This is a genomic window from Streptomyces filamentosus (genome assembly GCF_014654895.1).
In the GTDB taxonomy this organism is placed as follows: domain Bacteria; phylum Actinomycetota; class Actinomycetes; order Streptomycetales; family Streptomycetaceae; genus Streptomyces; species Streptomyces filamentosus.
This window is the reverse complement of record NZ_BNBE01000003.1, coordinates 902812-921746: the sequence shown is the minus strand read 5'-3', so window position 1 is coordinate 921746 and position 18935 is coordinate 902812. Positions and strand designations below refer to the sequence as shown.

The 18935-nt window shown below is 75.2% G+C and carries 17 protein-coding genes; 7 read left to right on the top strand and 10 right to left on the bottom strand.

Features of this window, described 5'->3' with window-relative positions; translation table 11 throughout:
• The first annotated feature begins 60 nt into the window (after positions 1 to 60).
• From IE326_RS31605 to IE326_RS31590, 4 genes are all read left to right on the top strand, one after another.
• Complete coding sequence (locus IE326_RS31605; RefSeq protein ID WP_190043970.1) at positions 61 to 579, top strand: MarR family winged helix-turn-helix transcriptional regulator; 519 nt, start codon at positions 61 to 63, stop codon at positions 577 to 579.
• Positions 576 to 1076 (top strand): winged helix DNA-binding protein, encoded by a 501-nt coding sequence (locus IE326_RS31600; protein WP_190043969.1) that lies wholly within the window; start codon positions 576 to 578, stop codon positions 1074 to 1076. Before IE326_RS31605 ends, IE326_RS31600 begins: the two co-directional genes overlap by 4 nt.
• A gap of 207 nt (positions 1077 to 1283) precedes the next feature.
• Positions 1284 to 2591 carry a M48 family metalloprotease gene (locus IE326_RS31595; RefSeq protein WP_190043968.1) on the top strand — a complete coding sequence of 436 codons (1308 nt, stop codon included), beginning with the start codon at positions 1284 to 1286 and terminating at the stop codon, positions 2589 to 2591.
• A gap of 85 nt (positions 2592 to 2676) precedes the next feature.
• Positions 2677 to 3639, top strand: a complete 963-nt coding sequence (locus IE326_RS31590; protein ID WP_190043967.1) for a sigma factor-like helix-turn-helix DNA-binding protein — start codon at positions 2677 to 2679, stop codon at positions 3637 to 3639.
• 210 nt (positions 3640 to 3849) lie between these two features.
• Here IE326_RS31590 and IE326_RS31585 read toward each other — a convergent pair whose 3' ends face one another.
• The 4 genes from IE326_RS31585 to IE326_RS31570 all read right to left on the bottom strand — a co-directional run bounded on the left by IE326_RS31585 (position 3850) and on the right by IE326_RS31570 (position 7768).
• The gene (locus tag IE326_RS31585) at positions 3850 to 5010 is read right to left on the bottom strand and encodes a methyltransferase (RefSeq protein ID WP_190043966.1); all 1161 of its coding nucleotides are present in this window, start codon (positions 5008 to 5010) and stop codon (positions 3850 to 3852) included.
• An 80-nt stretch (positions 5011 to 5090) separates the two neighbouring features.
• Entirely contained in the window at positions 5091 to 5702 is a 612-nt protein-coding gene (locus tag IE326_RS31580; RefSeq protein WP_190043965.1) for a histidine phosphatase family protein, read from the bottom strand.
• A gap of 68 nt (positions 5703 to 5770) precedes the next feature.
• Positions 5771 to 6247, bottom strand: a complete 477-nt coding sequence (locus tag IE326_RS31575; RefSeq protein ID WP_150227325.1) for a GNAT family N-acetyltransferase — start codon at positions 6245 to 6247, stop codon at positions 5771 to 5773.
• Between the two features lie 90 nt (positions 6248 to 6337).
• Complete coding sequence (locus IE326_RS31570) at positions 6338 to 7768, bottom strand: aminotransferase-like domain-containing protein (RefSeq protein WP_190043964.1); 1431 nt, start codon at positions 7766 to 7768, stop codon at positions 6338 to 6340.
• Here IE326_RS31570 and IE326_RS31565 point away from each other — a divergent pair.
• Together IE326_RS31565 and IE326_RS31560 are read left to right on the top strand one after the other, a co-directional pair.
• Complete coding sequence (locus IE326_RS31565; protein WP_190043963.1) at positions 7767 to 8735, top strand: DMT family transporter; 969 nt, start codon at positions 7767 to 7769, stop codon at positions 8733 to 8735. The genes IE326_RS31570 and IE326_RS31565 overlap by 2 nt on opposite strands.
• Before the next feature lie 66 nt (positions 8736 to 8801).
• Entirely contained in the window at positions 8802 to 8999 is a 198-nt protein-coding gene (locus IE326_RS31560) for a DUF1918 domain-containing protein (RefSeq protein WP_190043962.1), read from the top strand.
• 94 nt (positions 9000 to 9093) lie between these two features.
• On the opposite strand, the gene IE326_RS31555 is transcribed toward IE326_RS31560, so the two are convergent.
• Positions 9094 to 10428, bottom strand: a complete 1335-nt coding sequence (locus IE326_RS31555) for a glycoside hydrolase family 10-like protein (protein WP_444545379.1) — start codon at positions 10426 to 10428, stop codon at positions 9094 to 9096.
• Between the two features lie 171 nt (positions 10429 to 10599).
• On the opposite strand from IE326_RS31555, the gene IE326_RS31550 reads away from it, so the two are divergent.
• A complete protein-coding gene (locus IE326_RS31550) occupies positions 10600 to 11460 on the top strand; it encodes a 3-hydroxybutyryl-CoA dehydrogenase (RefSeq protein WP_190043961.1) in 861 nt (286 codons plus the stop codon).
• Positions 11461 to 11601: 141 nt separating this feature from the next.
• On the opposite strand, the gene IE326_RS31545 is transcribed toward IE326_RS31550, so the two are convergent.
• From IE326_RS31545 to pheS, 5 genes are all read right to left on the bottom strand, one after another.
• A complete protein-coding gene (locus tag IE326_RS31545) occupies positions 11602 to 12132 on the bottom strand; it encodes an NUDIX hydrolase (RefSeq protein WP_190043960.1) in 531 nt (176 codons plus the stop codon).
• Between the two features lie 62 nt (positions 12133 to 12194).
• A complete protein-coding gene (locus IE326_RS31540; RefSeq protein WP_150227331.1) occupies positions 12195 to 13535 on the bottom strand; it encodes an NsdA family TPR-like regulatory protein in 1341 nt (446 codons plus the stop codon).
• Positions 13536 to 13819: 284 nt separating this feature from the next.
• Entirely contained in the window at positions 13820 to 14914 is a 1095-nt protein-coding gene (locus tag IE326_RS31535) for a PP2C family protein-serine/threonine phosphatase (protein ID WP_190043959.1), read from the bottom strand.
• 288 nt (positions 14915 to 15202) lie between these two features.
• Positions 15203 to 17731: a phenylalanine--tRNA ligase subunit beta gene (gene pheT / locus IE326_RS31530; RefSeq protein ID WP_190043958.1), complete on the bottom strand. Its 2529-nt coding sequence runs from the start codon at positions 17729 to 17731 to the stop codon at positions 15203 to 15205.
• Positions 17731 to 18858, bottom strand: a complete 1128-nt coding sequence (pheS, locus tag IE326_RS31525; protein WP_150227334.1) for a phenylalanine--tRNA ligase subunit alpha — start codon at positions 18856 to 18858, stop codon at positions 17731 to 17733. The genes pheT and pheS overlap by 1 nt, the downstream gene beginning before the upstream one ends.
• Between the last annotated feature and the right edge of the window lie 77 nt (positions 18859 to 18935).

The window sequence follows — 18935 nt, the reverse complement described above, 5'->3', positions numbered from 1 at the left end:
CGGCCCGCCCCTCCCGGAATTTAGTAGCCATGTACATAGTAGCCATGTACTGTATTCGTCATGAGCAAGGGTTCCCCGGGTCCCACTCCCGGCTTTCTGGTGTGGCGGCTCGCCAACAAGTGGCGGGTCGCGGTCGACCGGGCGGTGGCTCCCCTGGGCCTCACGCACGCGCAGTACTCGCTGGTCGCGTCGCTGCACGGCATGCAGCGCGGCGGCGAGCGGCCCAGCCAGCGGCGGCTCGCCGACCACACCGGCATGGAGGCGCTGTACGTCTCGAAGCTGGCCCGCGCCCTGGAGGCCGCCGGGCTCGTCGAGCGCACCCGCGACCCGCGCGACCCGCGCGCCGTCCAGCTCTCCCTCACCGAGGAGGGGCAGGCGGTCACCCGGCGGGCCGTCGACGTGGTGCAGGACCTGCTCCAGCAGCTCCTGGAACCGCTGGGCGGACTGGACGCGGACCGGACGCGCGCGTTCACCGACGAGCTGACGGCCCTGCTCGACGTACCGCTCCTCCCCTCCGCGCCCGGCTCCGTACGCGGTTCCGCACATGACGACACGACCACTCAGGGGGCAACACCATGACCACCACCGGCACCTCTTCCGCTGTCGGCACCACCTCCGCCACCGCGCCCCTCGCCGACGCCCGGCTGCTCGGACTGGCCCACTACGCGGCCCGGGGCGTCCTGGAGCACGTCCTGGCCCGGCACGGCGCCACCTTCCCGCAGCAGATCGCGCTGCGCGCCGCCGTCACCGCCGACGCCCCGCGGACCCCGGACGAACTGGTCGCCGAGGTCCGCGCCTCACTCAAGGCCGACCCGGCGGGCATCCGCGCCGACCTCGACGCCCTGCGCGCGAAGGGGCTGCTCGCCGCGGACGGTCCGCACCTGCTCCCCACGGACGCGGGCCGCGCCCTGCTCGCCGCCGTCGGCGCCGAGGTCGCACCCCACGCCGCCCGTGTCTGGGGCGGGATCCCCACCGAGGACCTGGCCGCCGCCGGCCGCGTCCTCGCCCTCGTCGCCGAACGCGCGGGCAAGGAGCTCGCCGCGCTGGAGGGCCGAACCTTCGCGCTGGAAGGCTGAGCCCTCGTACAAGAGGGCTGGTCCTCCGTACTGGAGGGCTGGTCCTCCGCACTGGGAGGCTGGTCCTCCGCCGGTCCGGCCGTCGCTCCCCCATGGCCTAAAGTGCGTCCTCGCCTCCGCGTACGACAGGAACACGCCGGGCGAGAACACTCAGGAGCACAAGGGGGCGGACCGTCGTCACGGCCCGCCCCGGTGGGGGGTACCACCATGACCGAGACGATCGGCGAACGGCGGACGGCCGACACCGTCTGCCCCGACTGCGGGACCGGCCTGACCGGCGGCGGGGCGTACGTCGCCTGGTGCGCCGACTGCGGCTGGAACACCGACCCCGGCGCCGCCGGGGAACCGGACGGCCGGATCGAGCGGGCCCGGCGGAACCTCGCCCGCCGCTACGGCGAACAGCTCTTCGCCGACCTCACCGCCGCCGGCGGCAGGGGCGACGGCGCCGACCGGGCCGGGCGCGGCAACTCCGCCCTGCTCGCCACCGCCCTCGCCCTGGCCGTGCACGGCGTCACCCTCGCCCTCCTCGCCGGCGGCATCGCGATGATCCTCGCGGGCGAGGGCCTCGTCCCCTTCCTCAGCGCGATACCGATCGGCCTCGCCCTGGTGCTCCGGCCCCGCTTCGGCAGCCTCCGCGGCCTCCGCAAGGAGGCCCCCGACCTGCCCGTCCTGCGCCGCCCGGACGCCCCGGAGCTCTTCGCGCTCCTCGACGAGGTCGCCGGCGCGGTCGGCACCACGGGCGTGACGGCCGTCGTCGTCGATCCCGACGTCAACGCCTCCGTCCGCACCTACGGCCTGCGGCAGCGGCGCGTCCTCACCGTGGGCCTCGGCCTCTGGGAGGTGCTCACGCCGCAGGAACGGATCGCCCTCCTCGGCCACGAGTTCGGGCACTACGCGCACGGCGACACCCGCCACCTCCTCCTCGTCTCGGGCGCCTTCCAGTCCCTGGACACCTGGGCGTACACGCTGGCACCGCAGCCGCCCCAGTCCCTCGTCGACCACTTCGTCAACCTGACGACGGTCCTCCCCCGGCTGGCCGTCGAAGGCGTCACGACCCTCCTGGACCACCTCACCCTGCGGGGGTCGCAGCGCGCCGAGTACCTGGCCGACGAGGCCGCCGCCCGGGTCGGCGGCTCGAAGGCCGCGGCCGGGGTGATGGACCGGCTCCTCTGCGCCGAGATCCTGGCGGGCGCGCTGCGCCGGGAGATCGTCGGGGCCCGCACCCGGCGCAGCGGCAGCCGCGCCGAGAACCCCGCCGAGGGACTGTGGCAGCGGCTCGCCGTCCAGGCCGCCGGCGTCCCCGCCACCGAGTACGAGCGGCTGCGCCGGGCCGGCGAACTGCGCGGGCACAGCGTCGACAGCACCCACCCGCCGACGCACCTGCGGCACCGGCTCCTCACCTCGGGCGAGGAGTACGAGCCCCGGATCGCGCTGGACGCCGACCGGGCCGCACGCGTCGACGCGGAGCTCGCCGAGGCCCGCCGCGTGATCGCCCGCGAGCTGCTGCGCGGCTGAGGCGGGACCCGCCGCCCGGCACCGTCACAACGGGCGTGGGCGTCCCGTCAGGCAGGTGAAGACACCTGACGGAAAGTGGGACCCCATGGACGACGACGCTGTGGTGACCGCGCTGGGCGCGCGGTTCGACGCCGAGGAGGAACGGCTGCGGGGCGTGGCCCTGCGCGTCCTGGGCCCCGGGGCGGAGGCGGAGGCCGCGGACGTCCTCGGCCGGGTCCGGGCCGGCCTGGAGGCGGACGCGCCGGCCGTGGCGCGGCTCTGGCTGGCGGCCCTGGTCGTCCGGGCGTGCCTGGAGGGCGCCGGGCGGGAGGAGGAGACGGACGGGAAGGCGGGGGCCTCGCCGGAGGGACTGCCGGAAGGGCTGTGGGAGGGAGTACAGGAAGGAGCGCGGGAAGGGCTGCTGGAGGGGCTGCCGGAGGGGTTGGACGAGACCGTGCTCCTCGGCTTCCTCGCCGTACTGGACCGGCTCGGGGCCCCTCGGCGGCTCGCGTACCTCCTCCACGACGTCTTCGGGCTGCCGCCCGGGGAGACCGCCCGGGTCATGGGCGGCACCCCCGCCGAAGCCGCCCGGCGGGCACGGAGGGCCCGGGAACGACTGCGGGGCGGGGAGGCGGTCCGGGGCGGGGGGACGGCCTGGGGCGGGGGGACGGCCTGGGGCGGAGGGGCCGCCTGGGGCCGGGAGACGGTGCCGGGCGGGGGCGATCCGGGGCGGCGGCGGGTGGTCGTGGACGCCTTTCTGGCCGCCGCACGCGCGCGTGACGCCGTGGCGATCGCCGCGCTGCTCGACCCGGAGGCGGTCGTGTACGCGGAACGGGGTCCGGTGCACGGGATCGCGGCGGTGGCGGCCGCGGTCGCCCTGGCGGCGCGGTCCGGGGACGCGCTGCGGCCCGCCCTGGTCGACGGCGCGGTCGGGGTGGTGGCGTTCGCGGCCGGGAGGCCCGTCGCGGCGGTGGCGTTCGGCTTCCGCCGCGACCGGATCTCCGCCGTCGACATCACGACGGGGGCGGAACGTCTGCGCGCCCTGGACGTGGTGCTGCCGGAGGAGTGAGGGCCCCCCGGGGCCGGTTCCCGCCGACCACCCGCCCGCCCGTGGTCACCCGGTCATCCGGTCATCCGGTCGCCTGCGGGCGGGCGCGGGACCGCGCCGGAGGCGGCGGCGAGGGAGGCCCGCAGCCGCGTCAGGCGGTCGATCTCCTCGTCCAGGGCGTCGATCCGGCGGGCGACGACCGGGGACGGCCCGGAGCACGCCCCCGACCCCTCAGCGCCTGACCGCCCGCAGCACCACGAACTTCGGGTCGCTCGCGACCAGTTCCGCATTGCCGAAGATGCGGCGGAGGGTGACGTGGTAGCCGAGGTGGCGGTTGCCCACGACCAGGAGTTCGCCGCCGGGCCGCAGTGCGTGGCGCGCGTCGGAGAACATCCGGCGGGCGGTGCGGTCGGTGGTGGCCTGGTGGCTGTGGAAGGGCGGGTTGTTGAGGACGAGGTCGAGCGAGCCGGCGGGGACGTCGGCGAGGCCGTCGCCGACGGTGAACTCGGCCTTGCGGTCCTCTCCCGCGTGAGTGCGGAAGTTCTCCTCGGCGGAGGCGACGGCCTGGTAGGACTCGTCGGTGAAGAGGAGTTCGGCGTCGGGTTCGGCGAGGGCGACGGCGAGGCCGACGACGCCGTTGCCGCAGCCGAGGTCGGCGACGCGGGCGCGGCCGAGGCCGCGGGGCAGGTGGCCGAGGAGGAAGCGGGTGCCGATGTCGAGGCGGTCGGCGCAGAAGACGCCCGCCTGGTTGGTGACCGTGCGGCCGGCGAGGCCGGGCGCGGGGGTGTCGGCCGGGAGGTCGTAGCGGTACGGCCACGGGTTCGGGCCGGGCGCGGCGGCCGGGTCGGGGGTGGTGTGGATCAGCCGGGCCTTCTTCACCGCGAGGGAGGTGCGGGTGGGGCCGAGGATCCGCTCGAAGAGGGTGAGGGTGGAGGTGTGGATCTCCTTGACCATGCCGGTGCCGACGATCACGGTGCCCTCGTGGACGGCGGGGGCGAGCCGGTGCAGCTGGTCCTCCAGGAGCGCGAGGCTCTTGGGGACGCGGACGAGGAGGACGTCGATCCGCGCGGGCGGCGGGTCCTGGGTGGTGAGCAGCCGGACGGCGCCGGGGCCGGCTCCGGCCCGCGCGAGGTTGGTCCGGGTGGCCTCGCGCCCGAGGTACGAGTCGGAGATCTGGACGAGTCCGCCGGGCCCTGCGGCCCGCAGCGCGGTGACGAGGGCGCCCCAGCGGTCGCCGAGGACGGCGACGGTGCCGGAGAGGTCGGTGCCGGTCTCGGCGAGGTGGTTCAGGAGGTATTCGTCGGCCGCGTCCCAGGCGCGCAGCGGATCGCGCGGGTCCTCGGGGTGGCGGGTGAGGGTGACGTCGCCCCATGGCGTGGTCAAACGGTTCATCGTGCCCCCAGGCTAGCCGCTCCGCCCCGGCGCCCGTTCCCGCTCCCGCCCCGCCCGGGGCCCGGCTCCCGTCCCGCCCGTCAGCGCAGCGCCGGCGCGTCCAGGTGGAGGTGCCAGGCGCCGGGGCGGCCGGTGAGGGTGACGGTCGACAGGGGGCGGACGTCGACGCTCCAGTAGGTGGCGGGGGCGGCCCGGAGGGCGTAGACGAGGGCGGCGCGGACGACGGAGGGTTCGGCGACGGCGACGACGGTGACGTCGGTGGCGGTGGTGTCGTCGGTGGCGGTGGTGTCGTCGGCGGGGCGGGTGTCGAGCCAGTTCCCTATCCGGGAGATGAAGGCGAGGAGGGGTTCGCCGCCGTGCGGGGCGGAGCGGGCGTCGGCGAGCCAGGCGTCGACGGCGGCCGGTTCGAGGGCGGCGACCTCGGCGAGGGTGAGGCCGCGCCAGCGGCCCATGTCGCAGTCGCGCAGCGCGGGCTGGGCGAGCGGGGCGTAGCCGAGGGCGGTGCCGGTGGCGCGGCTGCGCAGGGTCGGGGAGCAGTAGCGGAGTTCGGCCGCGCCGAGCGGGAGGAGCGCGGGCGCGGCCTGCTGCACCTCGTACCAGCCGGCCTCGTCGAGCGGCCGGTCGTCGTCGAAGCGTTCGGCGAGCAGGGAGGTGCTGCGCGCCGCCGCGACCAGCGTGACCCGAAGACCCATGGCCGCGATCGTGAGGCCGGTGGGGCCCCGGGTCAAGGGGCGGTGCGGGGGGACCGGGAGGCCCCGGTTCAGTGCTGTCCGAGAGCCATCCACTTGTCCGGATTCTGCAGTGGCGTGAACCCGACCTTCTCGTAGACGCCGTGGGCGTCGGCGGTGGCGAGCATGATCCGGCGGAGCCCGTACGGCTCCAGGTGGTCGCGGACGGCGGTGACGAGGGCGGTGCCGAGTCCGGTGCCGCGGGCCGGGCGGTCGACGTAGACGTCGCAGAGCCAGGCGAAGGTGGCGTAGTCGGTGACCACGCGCGCGTAGGCGGCGATCTCTCCGGTGTCGCGGTGGTAGGCCCCGAAGTTGAGCGAGCCGGCGATGGCCCGGTCCTGCTTCTCCCGAGGTCGGCCGCCCGCCCAGTAGGAGTCGGTGGAGAGCCAGTGGTGGACGCGGGCGGCGTCCAGGCGGTCCGGGTCGGCCGAGATCTCGTACGCCTCGTGGAGGACGACGGGCGCGGGGGCGGGTACGGCGGGGGGTGCGGGGGTGGTGGTCTCGCTCATGGGCGCAGGATGCCAGCGGCTCCGGCGCGTGTCAGGTGGGTTTCCCGGCTGTCGGGACGCCTTCCGCGCGCGGTCGGCGTCCCGGCCCGGTCACGGAAGGAGTTCGTCCAGGGCGGTCCGCAGCCTGCGGACGCCCTCGTGGATCTCCGTGGGACCGGCGACACCCGCGAAACTCAGCCGGATGTGGCCGGCCGGGGGTTCGGCGCAGAAGTAGGGGCGGCCGGGGGCGGCGGCGACGCCGGCGCGCAGGGCGGCGGTGAGGAGGGCGGCCTCGGGGAGGGCGTCGGGGAGCCGGAGCCAGAGGTGGTAGCCGCCGGAGGGGACGTGGGGCAGGGCGAGTTCGGGGAGGCGGAGGGCGACGGCGGCGGTGAGGACGTCCCGGCGGGCCTTGAGCTCCTGGGAGACGGTCCGCAGGTGGCGGGGCCAGGAGGGGGAGCCGACGAGTTCGAGGGCGGCCTCCTGGAGGGGGCGGGGGACGAAGAAGCTGTCGACGACCTGGATGGCGCGGAGGCGTTCGAGGACGGGGCCCCGGGCGGCGAGGGCGCCGACGCGGAGGCTCGCCGAGGTGATCTTGGTGAGCGAGCACACGTGGACGACGACGCCGTCGGGGTCGTCGGCGGCGAGCGGCGGCGGGAGCGGTCCCGCGTCCTCGTGGACGAGCCGGCGGGCGAAGTCGTCCTCGACGACGAAGGCGCCCGCGGCGCGGGCGATGCGGACGACCTCGCGGCGGCGGGAGGGAGGGAGGAGGGCGCCGGTGGGGTTCTGGAAGAGGGGCTGGGAGACGAGGACGCGGGCGCCGGTGGCGCGGAAGGCGGCTTCGAGGAGGTCGGGGCGGATGCCGTCGGTGTCGGTGGGGACGGGCACCGGGCGCAGTCCGGCGGCGCGGGCGACGGCGAGCATGCCGGGGTAGGTGGGCGATTCGACGAGCACGGGGGTGCCGGGGGCGGTGAGCGCGCGCAGGGCGGTGGTGAGGGCGGACTGGCCGCCCGCGGTGATGAGGACCTCGGCGCCGGTGACCCCGCCGCCGATCTCCCGGGCGAACCATTCGCGCAGGTCGGTGAGGCCGTCGGTGGGCGGGCGGCCCCAGGCGCCGGGGCGGCGGCCGGCCCGGGCGAGGGCGGCGGCCAGGGCCCGCTCGGGCTGGAGGGAGGGGTGGAGGTAGCCGCCGTTGAACTCGACGACGCCGGGCGGGGGCGCGGCGAGGGTGACGAGGACGCCGGAGGCGTCGACCGCGCGGGGGACCAGTTCGGCGGCGTCGGCGCTGAGGGCGAGTTCCTGCCAGGAGGCGTCGCCGGAGGCGGGGGCGGCGCGGGTCTCGGCCTTGAAGGCGCCGGCGCCGGGGCGGGTGACGACGAGGCCCTCGGCGGCGAGCTGGGCGAGGGCACGGGAGACGGTGACCGGGGAGACGCGGTGGCGTTCGACCAGGGTCCGACTCGACGGCAGCTTTCCACCTGGAGAGTAGCGGTCGAGCTCCGCTCTCAGGGTTTTCGCGAGTTCTGCCACACTGCTACGCTCCTGCATGAGAGCACAGAATAGCGCTACTACTCCGATGACGATAGCGGTCGACACGAGGGCCGGAAGCGCTCCGGCCGGTGGCGGCACCGCCTCGCCGACGGGTGCCACCGCCTCCCCCCGTACGCAGGGCACCCTGCTCGCCCTCGCCGGCGTGGTCGCCTTCTCGCTCACCTTCCCCTCCACGGTGTGGGGCCTGGAGAGCTTCGGGCCCTGGTCGCTGGTGGCCGTCCGCTCCACGCTCGCCGCCCTGATCGCCGGGGCCTTCCTGCTCGCGGGCCGGGTGCCGCCGCCGGAGCGGCGCCACTGGGCCGGACTCGCGGTGGTCGCGGGCGGCGTGGTGATCGGCTTCCCGCTGCTGACCACGCTCGCCCTCCAGACCTCGACGACCTCGCACGCCGCCGTCGTCGTGGGCCTGCTGCCGCTCACCACGGCCGTCCTCGCCGCCGCGCGGACCGGCCGCCGCCCGTCCCGGACCTTCTGGGGCGCGGCCCTCGCCGGCGCCGCCGTCGTGATCGCCTTCACCGTCCAGCAGAGCGGCGGCGCGCTCTCCGCCGGCGACCTCTACCTCTTCGGCGCGCTGCTGGTCTGCGCCGCCGGCTACACCGAGGGCGGCCGGCTGGCCCGGCTGATGCCCGGCTGGCAGGTCATCGGCTGGGCGCTGGTGTTCTGCCTGCCGCTGACGGTCCCGGCCTCGGCGGTGACGCTCGCCCTCGAACCGGCGCACCTCACCGCGCACGGCGTGATCGGCCTGCTCTGGGTGGCCGCCGGCTCCACCTTCTTCGGCCTGTACGTCTGGTACCGCGGGATGGCCGCGATCGGCATCCCGCGCGCCAGCCAGCTCCAGCTCGCCCAGCCGCTCCTCACGCTCTTCTGGTCGGTCTTCCTGCTCGGCGAGGACCTGCCGCTGGCCGCGCCGCTCGCCGCGGCGGGCGTCCTGGTCTGCATCGCGGTGACCCAGCGCGCGAAGAGCTGACGCGACGGCCTGGCATGACCTGCGTCACAATGGCAGGCAGGGGCCCTACGCGCGCGAGGAGGTCCCATGCAGGCGAGTGTGGGCGACGAACTGCTGGTGCACGGCCGGACCGTGGGTCACCACGACCGCACGGCCCGGGTCCTCCAGGTGCTGGGGGAGAACGGCACTCCCCCGTACCGGGTGAAGTTCGAGGACGACGGTCACGAGGCCCTGATGTCGCCCGGCCCCGACACCGTCGTCCGCCACCGCGAACAGCGCGGCTGACGGGACGGGAACCGCGCCGCCGGGCCGCGGCGGGACGACCCGGCCCGGCGGCGCGATCCGTCGTCCCGGCCCGGCGGCGCGCTCGGCGGCGGATTCAGTGACGCGGCGGCCGGGCCCGTGCCCCGTAGTGGTCCGCCACGGCGGCGGCGAGCGCCCCCGCGCGGTCCTCCGCGACCTCCCGCGCCGCGAAGAAGCAGTGCCCGTCGACGTCCGGCCGCCCGGCGGCCAGCGCCAGGTGCCGGGACAGTTCCCGCGGGTCCTGCCACGGCGCCGGCTGGGCGGGGTCGCCCGCCTTGTACAGGGCCTCGCCGACGCGGAGCGCGACGCCGGTCCCGCGTACCGCCGCGCTCCACCAGTCGAGGAGCGTGGCGTAGTCGGTGGCGGGATGGCCGATGTGCCAGTACAGCTGCGGCACCACGTGGTCGATCCAGCCCTCCCGGATCCACTTGCGGGTGTCCGCGTAGAGGTCGTCGTACGTGGCGACCCCGGCGCGCGTGTCCGAGCCCTCCGGGTCGTCCGCGGCGTTCCGCCACACCCCGAAGGGGCTGACGCCGAAGGAGACCCCGGGCCTGACCTCCTTGATCCGGGCGGCCGTCTCCGAGACCAGCAGGTCGGTGTTGTGCCGCCGCCAGTCCCCCCGGTCGGGGAAGTCCGCGCCGTACCGGGCGTGGCTGGCGTCGTCCGCGAAGCCCTCCCCCGCCACCGGGTACGGGTAGAAGTAGTCGTCCCAGTGGACGGCGTCGACCGGGTAGCGCCGCACCGCGTCGAGCATGGCGTCCTGGACGAAGCGCCGGACCTCGGGGAGCCCGGGGTCGTAGTAGAGCTTCCCGCCGTAGGACACGGTCCACTCGGGGTGGAGCCGGGCCGGGTGGGAGGCGGCGAGCCGGGTGGGGTCGGTGTGGTTGGCCACCCGGTACGGGTTGAACCAGGCGTGCAGCTCCAGTCCCCGCGCGTGGGCCTCGGCCACGGCCGTGCCGAGCGGGTCCCAGCCCGGGTCGCGGCCCTGGGTGCCGGTGAGGCACTGCGCCCAGGGCTCGTACGGCGAGGGCCACAGGGCGTCGGCGGTGGGGCGCACCTGGAGGACGACGGCGTTGAGCCGCCGCTCCACCGCCCGGTCGAGGTGGGCGAGGAGCTCGGCCCGTTGCGTGCCGGCGGTGAGGCCGGGGCGGGACGGCCAGTCGCGGTTGGCGACGGTGGCCACCCACATGCCCCGGAAGCGGAAGTCCGCCGCCGAGGACTCCGGCCCCGGCTCCTTCTCCGTCTCCATGTCCGTCTCCGTCTCCGGCGCGGGCGGCGGTTCCGGCTCGCGCTCCCGTCTCCCGGCGCGCTCCGCGGCGGTGGCGACGACGCCGGAGCCGCCCGGACCCACGACGGCGAATGCCGCTCCCGTGGCGGTCGTCACAAACCCTCTTCTCCCGATAGGCCGCACTTGTACCCCTCAGTTGTCGGACACGTCACACCCCCGGGGACAGCATGCCCGCCTCCGACCGATCGATCATCGCGCGAATCGGAGTAACGTCATGGGGTCGAGGCGTGCGCACCGGAATCACACGGGGGCCCGCCGCCAGAGAAGAGCGAAAGGCACGAGGTGACGGACTCCATGGCCGACATTGAGCGCGTCGGAGTGGTGGGCTGCGGCCAGATGGGCGCGGGCATCGCAGAGGTGTGTGCCCGGAGCGGTCTCCAGGTGAAGGTCGCCGAGACCACCGGCGAGGCGCTGGAGATCGGCCGCACCCGGCTGCTGAACTCGCTGACCAAGGCCGCCGAACGCGGCAAGATCAGCGAGGAGGAGCGGGACGCGGCCCTGGCCAACCTGACCTTCACGACCGACCTGGGCGAGTTCGCCGACCGCGACCTCGTCATCGAGGCCGTTGTCGAGAACGAGCAGGTCAAGACCCAGATCTTCCAGGTGCTCGACCAGGTCCTGACCCGGACCGACGCCATCCTGGCCTCGAACACCTCCTCCATCCCGCTGGTGAAGCTGGCCGTGGCGACCTCCCGCCCCGACCACGTCATCGGCATCCACTTCTTCAACCCGGCCCCGGTGCAGAAGCTCGTCGAGCTGATCCCCGCCCTCACCACCTCCGAGGGCACGATCAGCCGGGCGCAGGCCTTCGCCGAGAAGCTGCTGGGCAAGCACGCGATCCGCGCCCAGGACCGCTCGGGCTTCGTGGTGAACGCCCTGCTCGTGCCGTACCTGCTCTCCGCGATCCGGATGTTCGAGTCGGGCATCGCGAGCCGCGAGGACATCGACAACGGCATGGAGTACGGCTGCGCCCACCCGATGGGTCCGCTGAAGCTGTCGGACCTCATCGGCCTCGACACCATCGCCTCGATCGCCGACTCGATGTACTCGGAGTTCAAGGAGCCCCTGTACGCCGCTCCCCCGCTGCTCCAGCGGATGGTCGACGCGGGCCGGCTGGGCCGCAAGACGGGCTCCGGCTTCTACGTGTACCCCTGACGCCCCGGCGTCCCCCGCGCCTCCCGGCGCCCCCAGATGTCGCTCTCCGCGACCCGAACGGCCCGTACCCCCGCACAGGTACGGGCCGTTCACCCTTTCCGGCCGCCCCCCGTCTTCCGGCCGTCCCCCTCTTCCCGCGGGTCAGCCGAGCCGCAGGTGGTGGAGCATCAGCAGGCCGGCCGCCATGTTCGCGGCGGGGACCTCGCCCCGGGCGATCAGCTCCGGGACCTCCTTCAGCGGCACCCAGGCCCGGCGCGAGGACTCGAAGCCGTCGACCGGCGGGCCGGTCCAGGTGGCCCGGTCGGTCCAGTAGAGGTGGTGCCGGGCGTCGCTGAGTCCGTTGGAGGGCTCGACGGTGAGGAGGTGGCGCAGCGGCCCCGGCCGCCAGCCGGTCTCCTCCTCCATCTCGCGGGCGGCGGCGGCCTCGGGGCTCTCGCCGTCCTCGACGACGCCGGCGGCCAGCTCCCAGCCCCAGCTGTCGGTGATGAAGCGGTGGCGCCAGAGCATGAGGACCTCGTCGGCGTCGTTGACGACGGTCGCGACGGCGACGGGGCGGAGCCGGATCAGATAGTGGTCGAGGTGACGGCCGTCCGGGAGCTCGACGTCCGCGAGGTGCACCCGGAACCAGCGGTTCTCATAGACGGATCGTTCACTCAGTTTCGTCCACTGCACGGTTTTGCCACCTTCCGACTGGTCGGCGCTTGTTCGGTGGCAATATCGCAGCAGTTCGACGGTCAGAGCGGAACGCGCAGGGCCCCGTCGATCAGCTCCGCCGCCTCCCGCGCGTCCCCCGCGTCACAGGCGAGGAGGTGCTCCCGGGCCTCCCGCAGCCGGTCCCGCAGCCGCCGCGACTCCATCCCGCGGGCCCGCTCGGTCATCTCGACCGCCGTGCGGGCCGCCGAGTCCGCCTCGCCCTGGCACAGTTCGACCTGGCAGAGCAGCGCGAGCCGGTGCACCCGGCCCCGGTCGTGCGAGGGAGCCCCCACCGCCCGCGCCGCGTGCTCGTACGCCCCCGCGAGATCACCCAGACTGAGGAGGGCCTCCGCGACCTGTACGTTGACGAGGCCGGGCTGTACGTACCCCGTCTCGGCCGGCTCCGCCGCCGGGGCGATCCGTTCCGCCGCCGCCTCGGCCCGCCGGATCCGGTCCCGCGCCGCCGTGCCGTCGCCCAGCCGGGCGTACGCCTTCGCCTGCATCGCCGTCAGGTCGGCCGCGAGCGCCGGGGTGATGGTCCCGTCCGCCGCCCGCAGCGCCGCCTCCGCGAAGGCCACCGCCTGCCGGAACTCCCCGAGCAGCAGCGACTGGTTGACCATCAGCGCGATGACGTAGGCGCCGAAGGCCCGGTCCCCGCTGGCCTTGGCGAGCCGCAGCGCCTGGTGGAAGTAGCGCTGCGCGAGCCCGTGCGCGTCGGCGTCGTAGGCGCAGATCCCGGCCACCGCCACCAGTCCCCCGGTGGCCCGGTGCAGGGAGCGCCCCAGGGCGTCGCTGTAGGAGCCGCGCAGCCGGGGCGCGGCCTCGGCGGTGAGGAAGCCGACGATCCGGGCGCGGGTCGCGATGCCGCCGGCCTTGCGGTACATCTGCTCGTAGTGCGCGCGGGCCTCGGTGAGCAGGGCGATGTCGGCGGGCTCCACCCGGGCCGCGCCGGTCCGGGAGACGTCGGTGTCCTCCGGCGGGTTCTCCCACTCCCACACCGGCACGACCGCGGGCGTGCCGGTCACCGCGGGCGCGTCCACCAGGTACGGGCGCTGCTGCTCGTCCGAGCGCCACAGGGCGGTGGCCCGGTCGACGAAGCCGGCCAGCGGGGTGCCGGGGGCGGACGGCCCGCCGCCGGGCACGCCGAGCCCGATGTCGTCGAGGGTGACGGTCCGCCGCAGCCGGGCGGCCAGCACCTCGCAGATCAGGTCGGGCACCTGGCCGCGCGGCCGCTGGCCCTTCAACCACCGCGCCACGGCGGTGTGTTCGTAACGCAGGGAAAGTCCCCTGGCCCGTCCGGCCCGGTTCACGCGGTCGGCGAGCCCGGCGTTCGAGACGCCCGCCTCGTCCAGGAGGGCGTCGAGCAGGGTGTTGGGCTGCATGGCCCCTCCGGTCGCTCGGTGAACTCAGCGTAGCGGTGGCCGAATTCGTCCGGGGCGATTTCGCACGGGGTGTGAACGAAGTACCCGTTCTTCCGGTCCGTGCGCGCTGCCGCCGCCGGGGCCGTACCGCTTGACTGGGCTTCCTCGCCGGCAAGGCGAGGAACGACCGGGCCGCCGGCTCCCCCTCGTACAGTGCGGCCGCCCGGTCCGCGTCGCCCGCCCCGCCGATCTGCCCGACACTCCGTGGCGGGGCGGGCGGCGCCCGTTATCCCCGGACCTTCCGCTCAGCAGTGGGTGGAGGGAGCGGGCCGGGGACGGCGCAGCCCGGGTTCGGCGGGCTGCGCCGGCACGCGGACGCGGTCGTTGCGGACGACGAGCAGGGCCACGTCGTCGTCGAGCCGGCCGCCGGTGTGCCGCAGCAGCGCCTCGTGCACCTGCCGGACGACGCCCTCGGGCGGCCGTCCGGCGCTGCGGGCGAGCACCGCGTCGAGGGCGAAGAACCGGCCACGGCGGTCCCGGGCCTCCTCCGCCCCGTCCGTGTGCAGCACCAGCGTCTCGCCCGGCAGCAGCCGGGCCCCGGTGTACGGGACGAGCACGGCGGGCAGCGGCAGGACGCCGAGCGGCGGCAGCGGCTCGCCCACCGGCAGCCGCTCCGGCCGGGGGCCGAGCCGGTACGGGGCGGGGTGGCCGCAGTCGAGGACGGCGAGCCGGCCGTCGGCGCGGACCTCCAGGAGCAGCAGCGTCACGAACTCCTCGGCCACCGGGTGCTCGGGCGCCGCCCCGCCCGCCGCCGGGTGCTCGTCGCGCACCCGCTCCCGCAGGTGCCGCTGGAGCGCCCGCTCCAACCGCCTGAGCACGCCGCCGAGTTCGGCCTCGTCGTGCGCGGCCTCCCGGAAGCTGCCGAGCACGGCGACGACGGCCCCCAGGGCGGCGAGCCCGTGGCCCCGCACGTCCCCGATCACGATCCGCACCCCGTACGGCGTCGCCACCGCCTCGTACAGGTCGCCGCCGACCGACGCACCGCGCGCGGCCGACAACTGCCGTGCGGCCAGGGCGAGTCCGTCGAGCCGGGCGGGCGGCGGGCGCAGCAGCACCCGCTGCGTCGCCTCCGCGACGGCCCGCACCCGCGCCAGCTCGCGCCGCAGCCCCCGCCGCACGCCGAGGACCAGCCCCGTACCGACGGCCAGGAAGACGAGAGAGGTCGCGATCCGCATCGGCAGCCCCGGCTGCCGGGCCAGCGGACAGCCGAACTTCCACGCCACGGCCACGGCGCCCCAGCCGACGGGAAGGGCGAGCGGGGCCGCCCGGCGGAGCCGCGGGACGACGGCGGCCGCCGCCCGGTCCCTGCGGGTGCGACTGCCTCGGCTGGTACGGATCATGTACGGCCCTTCCCGAGCCCCGCCAGCGCCCGAAGGCCCTGCGGCACACAGGTCCGCCCCTGTGGCCGCGTCGATTCTGCCGACCGTCCGGACCACGGGGGAACGCCCCCCGGCGATCTCACCCGAAGGAGTGAGCACCCCGCCCACGCCGCCTTTCGCCAGGCCCGCGCCACGCGCACACACCGCCGGGCGTCGCCGCCGTGTGCGAGCGCGGGGGGCGGGAGGAACGGCGGAGGGCCGCCCCGGGATCCGCTCCCGGGGCGGCCCTCCGTGGGTGCTGCCGTGCCGTCAGGCGCCGCGCAGGACGGCGCCGGTGTGCTCGGCGGCCAGGGCGATCGCCGCGTCGCGGGCGGCGGTGGCCTCCTCGACGGTGAGGGTGCGGTCCGCGGCGCGGAACTTCAGCGCGTACGCCAGGGACTTCTTGCCCTCGCCGACCTGGTCGCCGGTGTAGACGTCGAACAGGCGGATGGACTCCAGGAGTTCACCCGCGCCGCCGGCCAGGTAGTACTCGACCGCGGCGGACGGCACGTCCTGGTCCACGACCAGGGCGACGTCCTGGGTGGCGACCGGGAAGGCGGAGATGCGCGGGGCCTTGACCGGTCCCTCGCTCGCCTTCTCCAGGACGTCCAGGTCCAGCTCCATCGCGCAGGTGCGGGCCGGGAGGCCCAGCGCCTTGACGACGCGCGGGTGGAGCTCGCCGCCGTGGCCGGCCAGGGTCCTGACCCCGTCGATCACCACGTGGAAGGCGGCGCAGCGGCCCGGGTGGAACGGCGCGTGCTGGTCGGCGTCGATCAGCAGCTCCGCACCGGCCTCGACGGCGATGGCGCGGGCGGCCTGGATCGCGTCGGCCCAGTCGGCCGGGCGGCCCTTGCCCCACCAGCCGGACTGCTCGCGGGCGCCGGCCAGGACGACGGCGGCGCGGCGCGGCTGCGCGGGCAGCGCGGCGTTGACGCCGGCGATCTCCTCGTCGGTGGGGCGGCGGTCCACCGGGAGGCGGACCGCGACCTTCGGCTCGCCCTCGGGACGGAAGACCAGACCCGTCTCGAAGAGCGCGAGGTCGTGGCTGCCACGGCTGTCGTTCCGGCGCAGCGCGGCCAGCAGGCCGGGGAGCAGCGTGGTGCGGAGCGCGGGCTCCTCGTCGGAGAGCGGGTTGACGAGGGTGACGACCTTGCGGCGGGCGTCGTCCGCGTCGAGGCCGAGCTGGTCGAGGACCTGCTGCCCCATGAAGGGGTAGTTCAGCGCCTCGACGTAGCCGGCGCCGGCGAGCACGCGGCCGACCCGGCGGTGGACGCGCTGGCGCTCGGTGAGGCCGCGGCCGGCCGGGGGCTTCGGCAGGGTGGAGGGCAGGTTCTCGTAGCCCTCCAGCCGGATGACCTCCTCGGCGAGGTCGTTCGGCTCGTTCAGGTCGGGGCGCCACGAGGGCACCGTGACGACGAGCTCGTCCTGGCCGTAGACGTCGCAGCCGATCTCCTGGAGGCGGCGGACGACGGTCTCGCGGCCGTAGTCCACCCCCGCGACCTTGTCGGGGTGGTTCGCCGGCAGGGTGATCGTGCGGGGCGCGGAGGGGGCGGCGATCTCGGTGACGCCGGCCTCCGCGGTGCCGCCCGCGAGGAGCACGAGCAGGTCGACCGTGCGCTGCGCGGCCGCGGCGGCGGCCTGCGGGTCGACGCCGCGCTCGAAGCGCTTGGACGCCTCGGAGGACAGCTTGTGGCGGCGGGCGGTGCGGGCGACGGAGATCGCGTCGAAGTGCGCGGCCTCGACGACGACCTCGGTGGAGCCGGTGACGGCGCCGGTCTCGGGGTCGGTCACCGGGTCGGCGATCTCGGTGTTCGCGCCGCCCATGACACCGGCGATGCCGATGGGGCCGCTGTTGTCGGTGATGACGAGGTCGGCCGCGTCGAGGACGCGGACGGTGCCGTCGAGGGTGGTGATCTTCTCGCCGGCCTCGGCGCGGCGGACCCCGATGGGGCCGTCGATCCGGGTGCGGTCGTAGGCGTGCAGCGGCTGGCCGAGCTCCAGCATCACGTAGTTGGTGACGTCGACGGCGAGCGAGATCGGGCGCATGCCCGCCTTCTGGAGGCGGCGCTGGAGCCAGATCGGCGACCGCGCCTCGGGGTCGAGGCCGACGACCGTGCGCGCGGTGAAGCGGTCGCAGCCGATCGGGTCGGCGATCTGGACCGGGTAGCCGTACGAGTTCGGGGCGGGCACGTCGAGGAGCGCCGGGTCGCGCAGCGGCAGCCCGTACGCGATGGCGGCCTCGCGGGCGACGCCGCGCATCGAGAGGCAGTAGCCGCGGTCCGGGGTGACGGCGATGTCGAGGACCTCGTCGTACAGCTCCAGGAGGACGGTGGCGTCGATGCCGACCTCGTGCTCGGGCGGCAGGACGATGATCCCGTGGTTCGGGTCCTCGCCCATGCCCAGCTCCTCGCTGGAGCAGATCATGCCGCGCGAGACCTTGCCGTACGTCTTGCGCTCGGCGATCCGGAAGTCGCCGGGCAGCACGGCGCCGGGGAGGGCCACGACGACCTTGTCGCCGACGGCGAAGTTCCGGGCGCCGCAGATGATCTCCTGGGGCTCGCCGGTGCCGTTGGCCCGGCCGACGTCGACGGTGCAGAAGCGGATGGGCTTCTTGAACTCCGTCAGCTCCTCGATGGTGAGGACCTTGCCGACCACGAGGGGGCCGGTGAGGCCGGCGCCGAGCCGCTCGACGGTCTCGACCTCGAGGCCGGCGGTGATGAGCTTGGCCTGGACGTCGCGGCCGGTCTCCGTCGCCGGCAGGTCGACGTACTCCCGCAGCCAAGAAAGCGGGACCCGCATCAGATCTCCATCCCGAACGGCCGGGTGAACCGGACGTCACCCTCGACCATGTCTCGCATGTCTTCCACGTTGTGCCGGAACATCAGCATCCGCTCGATGCCGAAGCCGAAGGCGAAGCCGCTGTACTTCTCCGGGTCCACGCCGCAGGCGACGAGCACCTTCGGGTTGACCATGCCGCAGCCGCCGAGCTCGATCCAGCCCTCGCTGCCGCAGGTGCGGCAGGGACGGTCGGGGTTGCCGACGGACTCGCCGCGGCAGACGTAACAGAGCATGTCCATCTCGGCGGACGGCTCGGTGAAGGGGAAGAAGTTCGGGCGGAGCCGGGTCTTCATGTCCGCGCCGAAGAGCGCCTGGACCATGTGGTCGAGGGTGCCCTTGAGGTCGGCCATGGTGAGGCCCTCGTCGACGGCGAGCAGCTCGATCTGGTGGAAGACCGGGGTGTGCGTGGCGTCGAGCTCGTCGGTGCGGTAGACGCGGCCGGGGCACACCACGTAGACCGGGGGCTCCCGGTCGATGAGGGTGCGGGCCTGGACCGGCGAGGTGTGGGTGCGGAGCACGACACCGGACTCGTCGCCCGTGGTGCCCTCGGGGCCCTGGACGAAGAAGGTGTCCTGCATCTGCCGCGCCGGGTGGTCCGGCACGAAGTTCAGGGCGTCGAAGTTGAACCACTCGGCCTCGACCTCGGGGCCTTCGGCGACCTCGTAGCCCATGGAGACGAAGACGTCGGCGACGCGCTCCATGAGGGTGGTGAGCGGGTGGCGGGCGCCGGCCGGGATCCGGTCGTACGGCAGGGTGACGTCGACGGCCTCCTCGACGAGGACGCGCGCGTCGCGCTCGTCCTCCAGCTCGGCCTGGCGGGCGGCGAGCGCCTTGGAGACGACGCCGCGGGCCTGGCCGACGAGCTTGCCGGCCGCGGCCTTGGCCTGCGGGGGCAGCGCGCCGATCTCGCGGTTGGCGAGGGCGAGCGGCGAGGTGCCGCCGGTGTGCGCCGTCTTGGCGTGCGCGAGCGCGTCGAGGTCGCCGGCGGCGGCGAAGGCGGCGAGCGCCTCGTCCCGCATGCGCTCGATCTCTTCCGGTTTCAAGGCTTCGACCTCGACCGGGTCGTACGACTTATTGGGTGCCGACATCTCTTCCCGTGCTTCCGTTGGGCTGGCTGGGGCGACCCCGGTTCGACGACAAGGGCGCAAACGTGCCAAAGGTCGAG

Excerpts from the sequence above, each read along its gene's own strand:
- IE326_RS31590 (WP_190043967.1), top strand. The coding sequence starts at position 2,677 with ATGGACGACGACGCTGTGGTGACCGCGCTGGGCGCGCGGTTCGACGCC.
- pheT (WP_190043958.1), bottom strand. The coding sequence starts at position 17,731 with ATGCGGGTCCCGCTTTCTTGGCTGCGGGAGTACGTCGACCTGCCGGCG.
- IE326_RS31560 (WP_190043962.1), top strand. The coding sequence starts at position 8,802 with ATGCAGGCGAGTGTGGGCGACGAACTGCTGGTGCACGGCCGGACCGTG.
- IE326_RS31580 (WP_190043965.1), bottom strand. The coding sequence starts at position 5,702 with ATGGGTCTTCGGGTCACGCTGGTCGCGGCGGCGCGCAGCACCTCCCTG.
- IE326_RS31550 (WP_190043961.1), top strand. The coding sequence starts at position 10,600 with ATGGCCGACATTGAGCGCGTCGGAGTGGTGGGCTGCGGCCAGATGGGC.
- IE326_RS31575 (WP_150227325.1), bottom strand. The coding sequence starts at position 6,247 with ATGAGCGAGACCACCACCCCCGCACCCCCCGCCGTACCCGCCCCCGCG.
- IE326_RS31540 (WP_150227331.1), bottom strand. The coding sequence starts at position 13,535 with ATGCAGCCCAACACCCTGCTCGACGCCCTCCTGGACGAGGCGGGCGTC.
- pheS (WP_150227334.1), bottom strand. The coding sequence starts at position 18,858 with ATGTCGGCACCCAATAAGTCGTACGACCCGGTCGAGGTCGAAGCCTTG.
- IE326_RS31535 (WP_190043959.1), bottom strand. The coding sequence starts at position 14,914 with ATGATCCGTACCAGCCGAGGCAGTCGCACCCGCAGGGACCGGGCGGCG.
- IE326_RS31605 (WP_190043970.1), top strand. The coding sequence starts at position 61 with ATGAGCAAGGGTTCCCCGGGTCCCACTCCCGGCTTTCTGGTGTGGCGG.
- IE326_RS31570 (WP_190043964.1), bottom strand. The coding sequence starts at position 7,768 with ATGCAGGAGCGTAGCAGTGTGGCAGAACTCGCGAAAACCCTGAGAGCG.
- IE326_RS31600 (WP_190043969.1), top strand. The coding sequence starts at position 576 with ATGACCACCACCGGCACCTCTTCCGCTGTCGGCACCACCTCCGCCACC.
- IE326_RS31565 (WP_190043963.1), top strand. The coding sequence starts at position 7,767 with ATGAGAGCACAGAATAGCGCTACTACTCCGATGACGATAGCGGTCGAC.
- IE326_RS31585 (WP_190043966.1), bottom strand. The coding sequence starts at position 5,010 with ATGAACCGTTTGACCACGCCATGGGGCGACGTCACCCTCACCCGCCAC.
- IE326_RS31595 (WP_190043968.1), top strand. The coding sequence starts at position 1,284 with ATGACCGAGACGATCGGCGAACGGCGGACGGCCGACACCGTCTGCCCC.